Source organism: Halomonas cerina (assembly GCF_014192215.1).
Taxonomy (GTDB): Bacteria; Pseudomonadota; Gammaproteobacteria; order Pseudomonadales; family Halomonadaceae; genus Halomonas; species Halomonas cerina.
This window is the reverse complement of sequence record NZ_JACHXP010000003.1, coordinates 83,840-95,954: the sequence shown is the minus strand read 5'-3', so window position 1 is coordinate 95,954 and position 12,115 is coordinate 83,840. Positions and strand designations below refer to the sequence as shown.

Annotated in this window: 16 protein-coding genes; 7 read left to right on the top strand and 9 right to left on the bottom strand. The window is 65.0% G+C overall.

Annotated features, from left to right (window positions below; translation table 11 throughout):
• Nucleotides 1-55 precede the first annotated feature (55 nt).
• From FHR94_RS03805 to FHR94_RS03795, 3 genes are read right to left on the bottom strand one after another with little or no spacing between them, the layout of a single operon-like run.
• Entirely contained in the window at nucleotides 56-826 is a 771-nt protein-coding gene (locus tag FHR94_RS03805) for a C40 family peptidase (protein WP_221188355.1), read from the bottom strand.
• Entirely contained in the window at nucleotides 823-1,395 is a 573-nt protein-coding gene (locus FHR94_RS03800; protein ID WP_183324293.1) for a hypothetical protein, read from the bottom strand. The genes FHR94_RS03805 and FHR94_RS03800 overlap by 4 nt, the downstream gene beginning before the upstream one ends.
• Nucleotides 1,392-2,435 (bottom strand): DUF3179 domain-containing protein, encoded by a 1,044-nt coding sequence (locus FHR94_RS03795; RefSeq protein WP_183324292.1) that lies wholly within the window; start codon nucleotides 2,433-2,435, stop codon nucleotides 1,392-1,394. Before FHR94_RS03795 ends, FHR94_RS03800 begins: the two co-directional genes overlap by 4 nt.
• 182 nt (nucleotides 2,436-2,617) lie before the next feature.
• On the opposite strand from FHR94_RS03795, the gene FHR94_RS03790 reads away from it, so the two are divergent.
• The 4 genes from FHR94_RS03790 to FHR94_RS03775 all read left to right on the top strand — a co-directional run bounded on the left by FHR94_RS03790 (nucleotide 2,618) and on the right by FHR94_RS03775 (nucleotide 4,938).
• Entirely contained in the window at nucleotides 2,618-3,316 is a 699-nt protein-coding gene (locus tag FHR94_RS03790; protein ID WP_343064627.1) for a TIGR04283 family arsenosugar biosynthesis glycosyltransferase, read from the top strand.
• Complete coding sequence (locus FHR94_RS03785) at nucleotides 3,306-3,926, top strand: TIGR04282 family arsenosugar biosynthesis glycosyltransferase (protein WP_183324291.1); 621 nt, start codon at nucleotides 3,306-3,308, stop codon at nucleotides 3,924-3,926. Before FHR94_RS03790 ends, FHR94_RS03785 begins: the two co-directional genes overlap by 11 nt.
• 245 nt (nucleotides 3,927-4,171) lie before the next feature.
• Nucleotides 4,172-4,750, top strand: coding sequence for a sigma-70 family RNA polymerase sigma factor (locus FHR94_RS03780; RefSeq protein ID WP_183324290.1), 579 nt, complete (start codon nucleotides 4,172-4,174; stop codon nucleotides 4,748-4,750).
• Entirely contained in the window at nucleotides 4,750-4,938 is a 189-nt protein-coding gene (locus FHR94_RS03775; protein WP_221188361.1) for a zf-HC2 domain-containing protein, read from the top strand. The genes FHR94_RS03780 and FHR94_RS03775 overlap by 1 nt, the downstream gene beginning before the upstream one ends.
• A gap of 15 nt (nucleotides 4,939-4,953) precedes the next feature.
• Here FHR94_RS03775 and FHR94_RS03770 read toward each other — a convergent pair whose 3' ends face one another.
• Both FHR94_RS03770 and FHR94_RS03765 read right to left on the bottom strand, forming a co-directional pair.
• Nucleotides 4,954-5,412, bottom strand: a complete 459-nt coding sequence (locus tag FHR94_RS03770; protein ID WP_183324288.1) for a DUF302 domain-containing protein — start codon at nucleotides 5,410-5,412, stop codon at nucleotides 4,954-4,956.
• Nucleotides 5,413-5,529: 117 nt separating this feature from the next.
• On the bottom strand, nucleotides 5,530-5,775 hold the full coding sequence (locus tag FHR94_RS03765; RefSeq protein ID WP_183324287.1) for a hypothetical protein: 246 nt from the start codon (nucleotides 5,773-5,775) through the stop codon (nucleotides 5,530-5,532).
• Between the two features lie 278 nt (nucleotides 5,776-6,053).
• Between FHR94_RS03765 and FHR94_RS03760 the strand changes: the two genes are divergently transcribed.
• Nucleotides 6,054-6,719 carry a DUF3047 domain-containing protein gene (locus tag FHR94_RS03760; RefSeq protein WP_183324286.1) on the top strand — a complete coding sequence of 222 codons (666 nt, stop codon included), beginning with the start codon at nucleotides 6,054-6,056 and terminating at the stop codon, nucleotides 6,717-6,719.
• Nucleotides 6,720-6,737: 18 nt separating this feature from the next.
• Here FHR94_RS03760 and FHR94_RS03755 read toward each other — a convergent pair whose 3' ends face one another.
• The 4 genes from FHR94_RS03755 to FHR94_RS03740 form a co-directional block, all read right to left on the bottom strand.
• Complete coding sequence (locus tag FHR94_RS03755) at nucleotides 6,738-7,223, bottom strand: DUF302 domain-containing protein (protein WP_183324285.1); 486 nt, start codon at nucleotides 7,221-7,223, stop codon at nucleotides 6,738-6,740.
• On the bottom strand, nucleotides 7,223-7,798 hold the full coding sequence (locus tag FHR94_RS03750; protein ID WP_183324284.1) for a DinB family protein: 576 nt from the start codon (nucleotides 7,796-7,798) through the stop codon (nucleotides 7,223-7,225). Before FHR94_RS03750 ends, FHR94_RS03755 begins: the two co-directional genes overlap by 1 nt.
• Nucleotides 7,799-7,906: 108 nt before the next feature.
• The gene (locus tag FHR94_RS03745) at nucleotides 7,907-8,194 is read right to left on the bottom strand and encodes a hypothetical protein (RefSeq protein WP_183324283.1); all 288 of its coding nucleotides are present in this window, start codon (nucleotides 8,192-8,194) and stop codon (nucleotides 7,907-7,909) included.
• Between the two features lie 124 nt (nucleotides 8,195-8,318).
• Entirely contained in the window at nucleotides 8,319-10,706 is a 2,388-nt protein-coding gene (locus FHR94_RS03740; protein ID WP_183324282.1) for a PqqD family peptide modification chaperone, read from the bottom strand.
• Between the two features lie 212 nt (nucleotides 10,707-10,918).
• On the opposite strand from FHR94_RS03740, the gene FHR94_RS03735 reads away from it, so the two are divergent.
• Nucleotides 10,919-11,455 (top strand): TetR/AcrR family transcriptional regulator, encoded by a 537-nt coding sequence (locus FHR94_RS03735; protein ID WP_183324281.1) that lies wholly within the window; start codon nucleotides 10,919-10,921, stop codon nucleotides 11,453-11,455.
• A gap of 87 nt (nucleotides 11,456-11,542) precedes the next feature.
• Complete coding sequence (locus FHR94_RS03730; protein WP_183324280.1) at nucleotides 11,543-12,112, top strand: carboxymuconolactone decarboxylase family protein; 570 nt, start codon at nucleotides 11,543-11,545, stop codon at nucleotides 12,110-12,112.
• The last annotated feature ends 3 nt before the right edge of the window (nucleotides 12,113-12,115 follow it).

Genomic DNA, 12,115 nt, shown 5'->3' with positions numbered 1-12,115 from the left:
CCCACGACTGCGATGATGCCGAGACCGCCGGCGGGCCGGTGATCGAGCTTTTGCCCTAGGACTCGGACGCGACCGGTGCCGCGATGCCCGGGGCGGGGCTATCCTCCAGCCAACGCAGCTCGCGGGGGCTGAAGCCGCCCACCAGGCGTGGCTTGATGATGGCAAAGAAGGGCGAGATATCGAAGTCCCGCGGCGTGAACAGGGTGTAGTGACGCCGCCGGAATAGCCGGCGATGGCCGGCGACGCGGATCGGCAGGATGGGATAGTGCACCGACTGGAAGGCCTCGGCGAGCAGCGTCGAGCAGATCGCCCGGGTCGGATCGCCGCTGCCGAGCGCCAGCATGCTGCGTCGCCAGGCAGCCGGCACCGGGGGCAGTGGCATCAGGTAGCGAGCCAGGTCAAGGAGATTGCGCAGGTCATAGCGATAGCCGACTCGGGCATGGGCGAAGTCGATCAACTGCGTGATCTCCATCGGCGAAAGGCCCACCGGACGACAGATGCGCAGGGCGTGGCCCCGATACGCCTCGAACCCCACCAGGCGCACGCCCTCGGCGAGATCGGCCTCGATGAACACCTCGCCGGGGTGGGCGCCGAGGCGCCGTCCCTGCTCCTCTCCCACATAGAGGGTGGCATGCGACCACGAAGACTGGGTCAGGTACTTGATCACCGTGCTCACCCGCGACGAGCCCTCGACCAGCAGGACGTCGCCGGGGCGAAGGCAGCCATACACGTCCTCGTCGTAGGGGGCCGCCATTCGGTGCCAGGGACGCGGACAGGACAGCCAGCAGCCCAGGACATAGCCACAACGCTCGAGCCAGGTCATCATCGTCCACCTCCCGAGGGCCTGCTGGCCCGATGGCCATAGTGAGCCGCCAGGCGAGCGAGCCCCACCAGCAGGGCCAGACAGGACAGCGGGATCAGCCAGGGGGCCAGCACCGCCAGGCTTCCAGCGATCGGCAGCCCGAGCCAGATCACCACGAGGGGCGCACAGCAGGCACCGCCGGCCAACAGCGCCGGCAGGGCCGCCAGCCCGCCGACGGAGGGCGCACGGATCGTGCAAGCGACCGGTGCCTGGCGGACCAGCCACAGCCCAGCCAGATTGCTACCCAGCAGCAGGCCGATCCCCAGGGCGATCAGGGTGTCAAGGGGGCTGAAGGTCCACACCCAGGGACCCAGCTCGATCAGCCCCACCGGCTCGAAGCGCAGCACCCCACGGGACTCGAAGGCCCGCTCCCATGCCGGGAAGGCCAGGTGCAGCCCACCCTGGCCACCACCGGCGATATCGCCGGCCAACCACAGGAAGAGCAGCGCATAGCCAAATGCCACCCCGAGGAGGATGGCGAGCGTAGCGGGCCGGGAGAACAGCGCCACAAGCAAGCGGGCCAAGGCGATCATGGTGCCTCACCCTCCCCGATCAGCATGCTGCCGGGCTGGAAGGCCACCCAGGCGAACCACATGACCTGGAAGGCCGAGATCGGCTCGAGGGCGTCGATCCCGGGTCCCCTCACGCCCTCCGGGCCGAAGGTCAGCGAGGCATGATCGATCGTACGACCCTCGGGATTGCGGTAGACCCAGCCGGTATCCAGCTCGGGATCATGGAGAATCACATAAGGCCGTTCGTCGAGGGTCAGGGTCAGCACGCCGGCCTCACGCAGCGCCGGCAGGCGGATGGCCGCGGCGGAGCCGGCATCACGGAAGGCCAGCACCATGGCCTTGGGCGACAGGCGGTCGTCTCGAGCCATGACAGGGAACAGCGGACGGCTGTCGCGGCGATAATAGCCGCTCACGGGGTTGTACCCCCCATAGGGGTCGCGGCGATAGTTGCGGACATAGCCGGTATCGCGACTCAGGACCCGAGTCTCGGGATGGCGGGCCTTCCAGGCGCCCCAGGTGGTCCAGATCAGTCGCTCGGCGTTCAGGCCCCGCCCAGCCAGGGGGCCACTGATGGCCACGCCCAGCAGTTGCGGCCACTCGCTGTCCGTGGCCCGGTCATACATCACCAGGTTGCTGTTGACCAGCCGTCCGGAGACGCCAAACGTACTGTCACCACGCCGGAAGCCCAAGGCCGAGCCAGTTAGTGGGCAATAGGTCACGCTCAATGGCTCGCCGGCCACCACATCGTTGACGATCTCGTGCCAGACGAGGATACGCTGGGGATAGGCCCGGGCCTCGCCATCCCGATAGAGGCCGATGACCCGATCACCTGGCTCAAGCCAGGTATCGGCCTCGGCGACCGACTCGAGATGGGGCCGGTCGATGGCGGGGATGCCGTCCTTGCCTGGCCCACCGGAACGCACCGTCTGGCGATAGGCCGCCAGCGAATGCGCCAGCGAGACCTCGGCATCAGGGATGGTCGGCGGTGCCGCCGCCCACGCTGGAAACGACACCGCCGACCACAGCAGGATCAGCGACAGGGTCAACACGCCACGTGACATGATCTTGCACCTCCTGCACGCGCCTGACGCCCTCCTGACCTGGGCCGGCGCCGACACCGGGCCTCTCTGGAATTTGGTCGCCGATCCCGACTGTGGCTTACGGCCATCTCGCCACGGTAAGGTTGAGGCCAGCATAGTGACCAAGGGGCACCTTGCCCGATGAACGCCACAGGACATCGACATTGCACAGTCTGCCAGCCTCCTCCCTGGCCGTCATCATCCCGACCCTGAACGAGGCCGGCGAAATCGTCGCCTGCCTGCGTACCCTCCAGCCCCTTCGGGCGGCCGGCACCGAGGTGATCGTGATCGATGGGAGCAGCCAGGACGATACGGTCGCCCTGGCGGCGCCCCTAGCCACGCAGGTGTGCGTCACCGAGGCCGGCCGGGCCCGGCAGATGAACGCCGGGGCGCGCCTGAGCCGGGCCCGTCACCTGCTGTTCCTGCATGCCGATACGCGGCTGCCACCTGACGCCGATCGGCGCATCGCCGCGGCCCTGGCCGATCGACATCACTGGGGGCGCTTCGATAGCCGCCTGGCCGGGCGGCATCCCCTGTTGCCGGTGATCGCGGCGGCCATGACCCTGCGCTCGCGACTCACCGGCATCGCCACCGGTGACCAGGCGCTGTTCATGACCCGCGAGGCGTTCGACGCCGTGGGCGGCTTTCCCGATCAGCCGCTGATGGAGGACATCGAGATGTCACGGCGCCTCAAGCGCCTGTCGCGCCCCGCCTGCCTGCGCCAACGGGTAGTGAGCTCCGGTCGACGCTGGGAGCGACACGGCGCCTGGCGCACGATCCGGTTGATGTGGCGGCTACGCTGGCGTTACTGGCGAGGCGCCTCTCCGGAGGCACTGGCCGAAGCGTATCGCCATGTGCGCTGACTTCCCGCTCGCCATCCTGGCCAAGGCGCCGCTGCCGGGTCGCGTCAAGACGCGCCTGATCCCGGTCCTGGGGGCCGAAGGCGCCGTACGGCTCCATGAGCGCCTGCTGCGCCGCACCCTGGCCATCGCCCTGGCCACCACACGCCCTGCGCGAATCACCCTGTGGACCGCCCTAGACCACGCCCATCCGCTGTTCCTCGAACTTGCCGAGCAGCACGGTATCATGCTGCGGCCCCAGCCGGCGGGCGACCTGGGCGTGCGCATGCATCATGCCCTGCAGGCCATGGACCAACCGGGGCTTCTGATCGGCAGCGACTGCCCGGTGCTGAGGCCCACCCTGTTGTGGCAATGCCGGGAGGCCCTGAGCAGGGTGGACGCCGTCTTCCTGCCCGCGGAGGACGGCGGCTATGTGTTGGTGGGGGTCCGGCAAGCCGACCGTCGGCTCTTTGCTTCCATCGCCTGGGGCACGAACCGGGTGATGGCGCAGACACGCGATCGCGCCAGGGAACTGGGGTGGTGGCTGTCTTGCCCTGCTACCCTCTGGGATGTCGACCGGCCCGAGGACCTTGACCGACTGAGTGGCTATTCCGACGGGATCGCCATTACCTGAGCACTCCATACGCGGAATACACGCCTTGGTAGGGAACGCCAGGCCTTGCCCTGAGCTCCAGCATAAAGCATGGCAATCCTCTCTACTATTCTTCCCTGCCAGATTGGGCATACAGGAGCGACTCCCTGTAAGCTCCCTTTATCCGCAGCGACTCAACCGGGAGAGCCTGTACCCTGATGGACCCACGCTGCTAGACTTCACTCGCTTTTCAGGCAAACGGTCCAGATGGGGATGAGGCATCACTAATGAAAGAAAAAGAGGATAGACTGCAACGACTTACCGCCGTAAGACCGCGCCTTGTCTCCTTCGCCCTCATGCACTTGCGCGACCGAGAGCAGGCGGAGGATGCCGTACAGGAGGCCCTGGTATCCGCCATGGAAAAGAATGACACCTTTTCCGAACGATCCGGCTATGAAACCTGGGTCTTCGGCATCCTGAAATACAAGATACTGGACGCCATGCGTGCCCAGAAGCGCCAAGGGAAATGGCAGCCTCTCGACGGCGAGCAGGATGACGATGCCATCGACCGGCAGTTCCAGCAGAACGGCCGATGGCAGGAAGACGCTCGACCCTCGAGTTGGGGAGAGCCCGAGGCGACCTTCGAGAACGAGTATTTCTGGCGGGTCTTCGACGCCTGCATGATTGCCCTTCCGGACAATGCCGCCAGGGTCTTCTCGCTCCGAGAACTGATGGGGCTCTCGACCGAGGATATCTGCCGCGAGCTCGGCATCAAGGAAAATAACTGTTGGGTCATACTGCACCGGGCCCGCCTACGTCTGAGGGCTTGCATCGAGAAGGGCTGGCTGAAGGAGGAAACGCCGTGATGATGTGCAAGGAGGCGACCCGACTGATGTCGCTCAAGCAGGACCGTACGCTCACCTTCCAAGAGCGGTTGTCATTGCGCCTGCACCTCACCATGTGCAGTGCCTGCCGAGAATGCGACAGACAGTTCACGCTACTCCACAAGGCCGGCAGGCGCTTCGATCCGGAAGATGATGATGACGGGCCCTGAAGCCCCGTCGATGTCTCACTGGCCCGCGGCAGCGCTTGCCACTCCCTCCAGCACATCGGCTACCTTGTCCAGAGGCAGGTCACAACCCTCCAGGGCGTGGCGCTCGGCCAAGTAGTGTGGCGAATTCCACTCCAGTCGAACCCCATCGCCTGCCTCTCGAATTACCATCTTCTGTGGCAGGTCAAGGGCCATGCTGCCCTGGCACTGCATCATCGGTGTTCCCACCGCTGGGTTGCCGAAGATGAAGGTCCGGGTCGCCGGTAGTGTCATGCCAGCCTGCTGGGCATTGGCGGCATGATCGACCACGGTCATCAGAGTCAACCCCTTCTCTTCGATGGCGTCACGAAGCCGCTCGTCGACGCGGTCGATATCTTGACTGGTCTCGATGTGGCGGATGCCATGCCCTTCTGCCTGTACGATCATCGGCAAGGCCACGAGCATGGCCATGGCCGTACCGGTCACCGATTTCCACATGATAGGCACCTCTTTTTTTCGGCGAATTCCATATCATCATGGCCAACACCCCCGCCCATGGCAAGGACCCCGAACCCGATTCCTCAGGCCCGAGGTCCTTGTCTCGAATGAGTGCGACTAATGCCACCAGTAGCGCAGGATTTCCCGCGTTTGTTCCCAGTCATCACCTTCCGGTAGATGCAGCTCTCTGGGGTCTCGATCACGGTCTCTCATGATGATACTAGCCTCCTGGTTGACCGAACGCCCACTCTCTGACTGCAGCTCCTGATGATGCTTTTTCTGATAGGCTGAGTCCATCGCGATCAGCGGTCCAGCACTCAGCAGCAGGGTAATCGTAGCCAGGATCAAGATGCGAGTCTTCATGGCAACACCTCATCACTATTGATAGATAAAAAGCCTTTATGCAAGTCTTGATACTTGGTGTGATGGCGCGCATGATCCTTACGCACTGACTGGAACCCACGATGCGACCCTGATCACGTCGGCAACGATACCGAACAGGAAACACCGAAGCATAAGCAGACAAGCCGAGTCTGAAAACATAGCATAACGAACACTGATATCTTGTGATGAGCTTGTAAGGATCCTGCAGAAATATCGACTAACACCCCTTTTCTTGAAAGAACGAAGTGGAATACAGAATGGCCAGACTCTCCCTCTTCCCCTGCCTCATGGCATTGTCGGCTCTTGCAGCCGGACCGCTCATCGCGGCAGATGCCCTGCACTTCTCGCCGGAGGATATCCAGGCCTGGCCGACACGCTCCTTCGAGGGCGAGACCGAATACCGTGTGGTCACGCGAGAGGGCTCCCGAGTGCTCCAGGCACGAGCCAGGCAACAGGCCTCGGCGAAATACCTGGAACGCGAGATCGACCTGCGCGAAACCCCGTACCTACACTGGTGCTGGAAGGTGTCGGGGGTCCATCCGGGACTCGACGAGACACGCAAGTCGGGGGATGATTATCCGGCGCGAGTCTATGTGGCCCGCAAGACAGGCCTGCTGCCTTGGCAGGTCGAGTCGGTGAATTATGTCTGGGCCTCGAGCCAGCCGGCAGGGTCGGCCTGGCCCAATGCCTTCACGTCACGCGCTCGACTGCTGGCGCTGCAGAGTGGAAAATCACGCGTGGGCGAGTGGGTGGCGGAAGTGCGCGACGTTCGCGAGGACTATCAGCGCCTCTTCGGGAGTCATCCGGACAGCATCGATGGTATCGCCCTGATGAGCGACGGTGACAATGCCAACGTCGATGCCACGGCCTGGTTCACGCACCTGGCCTTCTCCGCCAGCCCCGAACCGCCCACCTGCCCCTGACCACACACCCCGCGAGCGCTACTTCGATGCCCCAGCGACCCGGTCGGCAATGGCTGCAAAGCGTGCATCGAGCTCCCGGGCGATCGCTTCCAGCTCCTCCCCGGCCTCGTCCATATAAGGTGAGAGCAGGTGACTCGGCGTCTTCCAGGAAAGCGTGGCACTGCCATCGTCATTCTCGGTGACATAGAAGCGCATGGGGGCTTCGATCATTGCCGGAACGCTCAGCCGAAGGATCCGCACGGCATAGTCGTTGCGAAACACACCCACGACCCGATTGCCGGGAATGGTCACTCCTCGGCTTGCCGCGGCCTCGGTGGGTCCGACCTCGGTGACCACAAACATCCCCTCGGCCTCGACCGCCTCCCGCAGGACCTCCAGCAACTCGGCATAGGCAAGCGAGGTGGGCGTCACCTGCCACCCCTGGTCGGGCCAGCGGGTATCGGCGACGACCGGGGCAGCCAGCATCAGCGCCAGCAGCCACGTCGACAGTATCACGCGCACCATCAGGCACTCCGCCGCGAGAGGGGAGCCTGCTCCACGGATTCCCGTTGCCAGTGGCGCAGGGTGGAGGGATGCACCCCGAACGACTCGGGCAGGCCGATACCGAGCTGCTCGGCCAGCAGGGCGATGATCGCCATATGGTGAATGCTGTGACTGGTTAGGAAAGCCAGTTCGCGGGCCAGGCTAGACGCCAGGGAGAGTGCTTCGTCATCCATGGGATAGCCCAGGATGAGCGCGTCCGAAGACGTAGCGCTGCCCAGCGACGACAGCCGTGCCTCGATGCCAGCCAGATGGCTCGCTGCCTCCTGCGGCCATTGCTCGAGGGCCTCGTCACGGCGGCGCTGCTCGTAGTCGATGGCCGGCTCTCCCCTCTCGAGACCGTCGAGCAAGGCATCGTAATGGTCGATGATGTGGCGAACATGCTTGCCCAGGGTGTGACGTCCGTGCGCGCCGAAGGCCTGCCGATAGGCGTTGGGCGCCAGATCATCGACCAGGTTCCTGAGTTGGGCAAGCGTCAGGAGGTTCTCTTCGATGAGCCCTTCCGGGGAAGGGATCGGCCTGGATGGATGGCATGGCATGACAGATGTCCTTGTTGGATCCGGGATCGCCCTGAGGCACCGGGGTGGAAGACCAGACCGCCTCCCATGGCATCCGGGCCCGGTCTTCCTCTTGCTACCTGCGCAGGCTTAACCCTCAGCTTCGGCTTCGGCTTCACCTTCGGCTTCACCTTCGCCTTCGCCTTTGTCCTCACCTTCTGCCTCGGCATCGCCCTCGGCATCGCCCTCGGCGTGGGCCTCGGCGAGCATCAGGGGCGCCTCCTGACCGCTGGAATAGCTCGGCTCACTGGGTGCCTCGCTGGCCACGGCCTGGAAGGCCGCACCGCTGGCCACCAGCACCAGCGCCGGTGCCGTATAGCCCAATTGGCGACTGAGCCGACTCAGCAGGCTACGACGCTTCTCGTCTTGCAGTGTCATGATCATGACCTCCTCGATACAAAGTGGGCGACATGGCGGGCATGTCGTCGTGCCATGAAGTCGGCCCTGACAGGCCGGCTTCTTCATCGGCGATGCGGGGGCATCACCGTATGCTCGTGCGTGGTTACTCCCTCGCCATGGCCGGACGGATGACATGGGGGTCGGGTGCTGTCCGAGTGACCAGCCATTCGGCCAGCGAGGCGGCATCCGGCGCACCTGGCCCTGACCTCACGGCGTGCGAGGAAAGGGTGGCAAGCCATTCGCTCAGGACCGTCACGCTATGGGCATCCAGCGCCTGACCATCGCAGGTCAGGCAATTCGGCAGCAGAGAACCAAGCGCTTCCAGCATGGCGACCGGGGCGAAGGCCTCCTCGGCAGCCTCCTCGGCCGGCAACAGCACGCTGCGAAGGGTCACGGATTCAGGCAATCCGGTCGAGGTCTCACCGGCAACGTCCGGCAGAGGGAAATCCAGGGGTTCGGCGGTTGTCGGATCCGAGAGGTCTAGGCGCACGCCACGGGTCAGCACGCCACCCGCTGCCTTCCGCAGCCGCTGCAGCAGGACCCGGCGCTCCTCGTCGTCGGGGAGCAGGCAGAGCATTCCGGTGCCGTGCGGCGTGACCAGCAGGGCAGCGTCGACCACCGGGCGACCGGGCATCGCGGCCTGGCGAATCAGATGCGCCGTCAACACCGGCCCCAGCTGGGCCAGCGTCAGCCGTGATGCCAGCAGCCGCTTTTCGTCCACCAGGGCATAGCCGCCGGTCTCGCGCAGTACCGCCAGCCGCGGCAGACGGCTTGCGGCCTCATCGGCAAGCGGAGACAACCGCTCGCCGAACCATGTCGTCAACCGCGCCATGGCGCGGCCGCTGGCCACGTCCAGGGTCCAGTGACGACCGTCCAGGCTGAGCCTCATGGCCTGCCCCGACGGCGACACCGGCGTCGTTCGATCCTCGACCTCGCGCTCTCCCGCTAACGCTGCCGGTGCGCCTCCCTGCTGACAGAGCAGGCCATCGCGGCACCAGTCACCCAGCGTGGCCCAGACGTCACGTCGCAGTGCCGGGCCATCCGGCATGGTTCCCGCTTCGGCAGCGGCCCGCGCCAGTTCCTCGGCGATGGCATCGGGGTCCAGCCCTTCGGTGGCCAACAGCCAGATCAGGGCTGCCGTATCGTTGGGCCGGTAGTAGCGACCGCTGCGGGTGTCATAGAGGGCGAGACGCGCCTCGTCGACCAATTCCACCGCGTGGCGACGCCGCAGTCGCAGGGGCGGCATGGCCCGTCCCACCAGGCCCTCGGCCAACGCGCTATCGGCCAGGGAGGGCAGCGAGAAATAGGACAGGTAGCGCTCCGGCTCATCGGCCGGCAGCAGCCGCAGGAAGCCACCGGCGCGAGCCTGTTCGGCCTCGGCCTCGGCGACCAGTTGCGCAGTGTCGGGTGTGCCGTCGGCGGCCTCGCGGGTGTCATCGCCAGGGATATCGACCAGCGAGATCAGGTCACGGACCAACTCGCCCTTCACGGCCTCCTCGGTGCGTCCGCCGTTATCGGGGGCGGCACAGATGCCCAGCGAGGGGCTGAGGTTGCACTCCAAAATCCAGGGCCTGAGGGTGTCGTCCACCAGGCAGTCGAGGCCCAGCAGTTCATAGCAGCCGCGCGGGTCGGCACCGGCCTGAGCCGTGCGGCGTCGCATGGCATCCACGGCGGAAATCGTGGTCAGGGCGACCAGGTCGTGAATCCGCGCGAAGAGCCGATCGTCGTCGTGCCCCTGATCGCGCAGCCACTGGCGATAGCGGTCGAGGTCGATGAACTCCACCGGCACTTCGGCACGACTGTTCAGGGCGTTGATGTCCGGGTTGGTCAATTGACTGTAGGGGTTGTCGGCATCCTCGGGATCCCACGGCTCCGAGGCCAGCTTGGCGAAGCCCTGGCGGTAGAGGTAGACGCGCAGCGGCTCGAGAGAGGTGATCAGCACATAGAGCCGCAGCACGTACTTGTGGCCGCGGATGGTATGGGGGTTGGTCAGATACTCCTGCACCAGCCAGTCCCGAGCGAGGGGTGCCTCGGCGACATCGCGCAGCACCCGCACGCCCTTGCCCTTGGAGGCATTGGTGGGCTTGAGGATCCAGCGCTGGTCCGGGTTGGCCAGGGCGGCCTCCTGCAGTTCGTGGTAGTCACCGGGCATCACATAGGCGCGGGGAAAGAACGCCAACCGCTGTCCCAGCTCATGGTCGAGTCCGTGGCTCTCCTGGATGCGCTCGCGCAGGGTCGAGAGGCTATCATGGAGTCGACTCTTGACGGTGAGCGCCGCGTTACCCGGGAAGTGGTTGAGCCTGCGCGTCGGCGAGACTCGCCGAAACTGCGCGGGATCCGGCATGCCGGTAATCCAGCCGGCATCCCAGTCCTGCTCGTCCCCGACTTGCCAGCCCAGAAGTTCCAGGGCCTCACGGAAGAACCGATCCTGCTCGGCGGCCCGCCTGCCGCCCAGCCAGAAGCGCCTTGTCGGCGAATGCTGCTCCGTCATGCTGGAGATCTCCTGTCCGCCCATCGTGATCGTCTTGTTGTTGCGGCTTGCCTGTGGTCACTCTGTCGGCGCCTTCACGCGCTCCTTACAGCGATAGACGCTGGAACGCAATTTGTCGCGGCTTGATTTATGGAACGATCGATACTAAATTCAAGTACATGATACGAGGACGCCCCATCACATTCAGCCCGGACGAGGCGGCAAACGCCGCCATGCAGGTCTTCTGGGCGCGAGGCTACGACAGCGCCTCGACCCGGGACCTGCTCGAAGCCATGGGCCTCTCGCGTAGCAGCCTTTACCAGACCTTCGGTAACAAGGAACAGCTGTACCTCGAGGTTCTGCGTCGCTACCGCGAGGCCTTGATCGACCGACTTAGCCGCCGGCTCGAGGCCGCACCCTCGGCCATGGCCTTCCTTGAGAGCTTGTTTTGCGAGACGGCGAACGAGGCCGGCAGCGAACGCGCTACCCGGGGTTGTCTGATCTTCAACTCCGCCAGCGAGCTCAGCCAGCGCGACACTCTGCCCTCCCAGCATGCCCGCCAGAGCATGGCCGCCATCACGGCACTGTTCCACCAGGCGGTGGCGCGGGCCCAGGCGGAGGGCGACATCGCCCCGGACCGTAATACCGATGCCCTGGCCAGCTACCTGACGATGGGCATGGCCGGGCTCAGGACCCTGTTGAAGAGCGGGGCGGATGCCGGACAGGCCGGACCAGCAGCAGAGCTGCTCCTGGACGGCCTGCGACACTGATGCTCCCTTTTACTTGCCATTTCTGGAACGATCGATCCATAAATGGTGCAACACCTAGTCCCCATGACGACGAAGGAGGTATTCCCCATGTCCGCGGACTATCAGATGCAGCTCCCGCCCCAAACCCTCGACAACGCCGATGCCAAGGCCAAGCCGCTGCTTGAGCAAGCCAACGAAAAGCTCGGATTTGTGCCCAACATGTACGAAGGCATGGCCAAGGCACCGGGCGTACTGGACACCTACCTGCACGGCTACACGCTGTTCCGCGAGGACTCCGGCTTCGCGCCGCCCGAGCAGGAGGTGGTCTTGCTGACCATCAGCCGCCTCAACGGCTGCGGCTACTGCATGTCCGCCCACAGCATGCTGGCCGAGAAGATGTCCCAGGTGCCGGCCGATGTGCTCGAGGCAATCCGTGAGGACCGGCCCATCCCGGATGAGCGCCTGGCCGCTCTCGCCGAGTTCACTCGCGTGATGTTCGAGACCCGCGGCAGGCCCACTCAATCCGACGTCAAAGCCTTTCTGGACGCCGGCTTCGAGGAGCAGCAGGTGCTGCAGATCGTGCTGGCCCTGGCGGTCAAGACGCTGTCCAACTATTCCAACCATGTCAATCACCCGGAACTCGACGAGGCCTTCGCCGGCCACGCCTGGCAAGGCTGACAT

Bases quoted from the DNA above. Each gene is read 5' to 3' on its own strand.
- FHR94_RS03800 (WP_183324293.1), bottom strand. From the start codon at position 1,395: ATGATCGCCTTGGCCCGCTTGCTTGTGGCGCTGTTCTCCCGGCCCGCT.
- FHR94_RS03760 (WP_183324286.1), top strand. From the start codon at position 6,054: ATGGCCAGACTCTCCCTCTTCCCCTGCCTCATGGCATTGTCGGCTCTT.
- FHR94_RS03755 (WP_183324285.1), bottom strand. From the start codon at position 7,223: ATGGTGCGCGTGATACTGTCGACGTGGCTGCTGGCGCTGATGCTGGCT.
- FHR94_RS03770 (WP_183324288.1), bottom strand. From the start codon at position 5,412: ATGTGGAAATCGGTGACCGGTACGGCCATGGCCATGCTCGTGGCCTTG.
- FHR94_RS03805 (WP_221188355.1), bottom strand. From the start codon at position 826: ATGATGACCTGGCTCGAGCGTTGTGGCTATGTCCTGGGCTGCTGGCTG.
- FHR94_RS03750 (WP_183324284.1), bottom strand. From the start codon at position 7,798: ATGCCATGCCATCCATCCAGGCCGATCCCTTCCCCGGAAGGGCTCATC.
- FHR94_RS03780 (WP_183324290.1), top strand. From the start codon at position 4,172: ATGAAAGAAAAAGAGGATAGACTGCAACGACTTACCGCCGTAAGACCG.
- FHR94_RS03745 (WP_183324283.1), bottom strand. From the start codon at position 8,194: ATGACACTGCAAGACGAGAAGCGTCGTAGCCTGCTGAGTCGGCTCAGT.
- FHR94_RS03735 (WP_183324281.1), top strand. From the start codon at position 10,919: ATGCAGGTCTTCTGGGCGCGAGGCTACGACAGCGCCTCGACCCGGGAC.
- FHR94_RS03785 (WP_183324291.1), top strand. From the start codon at position 3,306: ATGTGCGCTGACTTCCCGCTCGCCATCCTGGCCAAGGCGCCGCTGCCG.
- FHR94_RS03795 (WP_183324292.1), bottom strand. From the start codon at position 2,435: ATGTCACGTGGCGTGTTGACCCTGTCGCTGATCCTGCTGTGGTCGGCG.
- FHR94_RS03765 (WP_183324287.1), bottom strand. From the start codon at position 5,775: ATGAAGACTCGCATCTTGATCCTGGCTACGATTACCCTGCTGCTGAGT.
- FHR94_RS03775 (WP_221188361.1), top strand. From the start codon at position 4,750: ATGATGTGCAAGGAGGCGACCCGACTGATGTCGCTCAAGCAGGACCGT.
- FHR94_RS03740 (WP_183324282.1), bottom strand. From the start codon at position 10,706: ATGACGGAGCAGCATTCGCCGACAAGGCGCTTCTGGCTGGGCGGCAGG.
- FHR94_RS03730 (WP_183324280.1), top strand. From the start codon at position 11,543: ATGTCCGCGGACTATCAGATGCAGCTCCCGCCCCAAACCCTCGACAAC.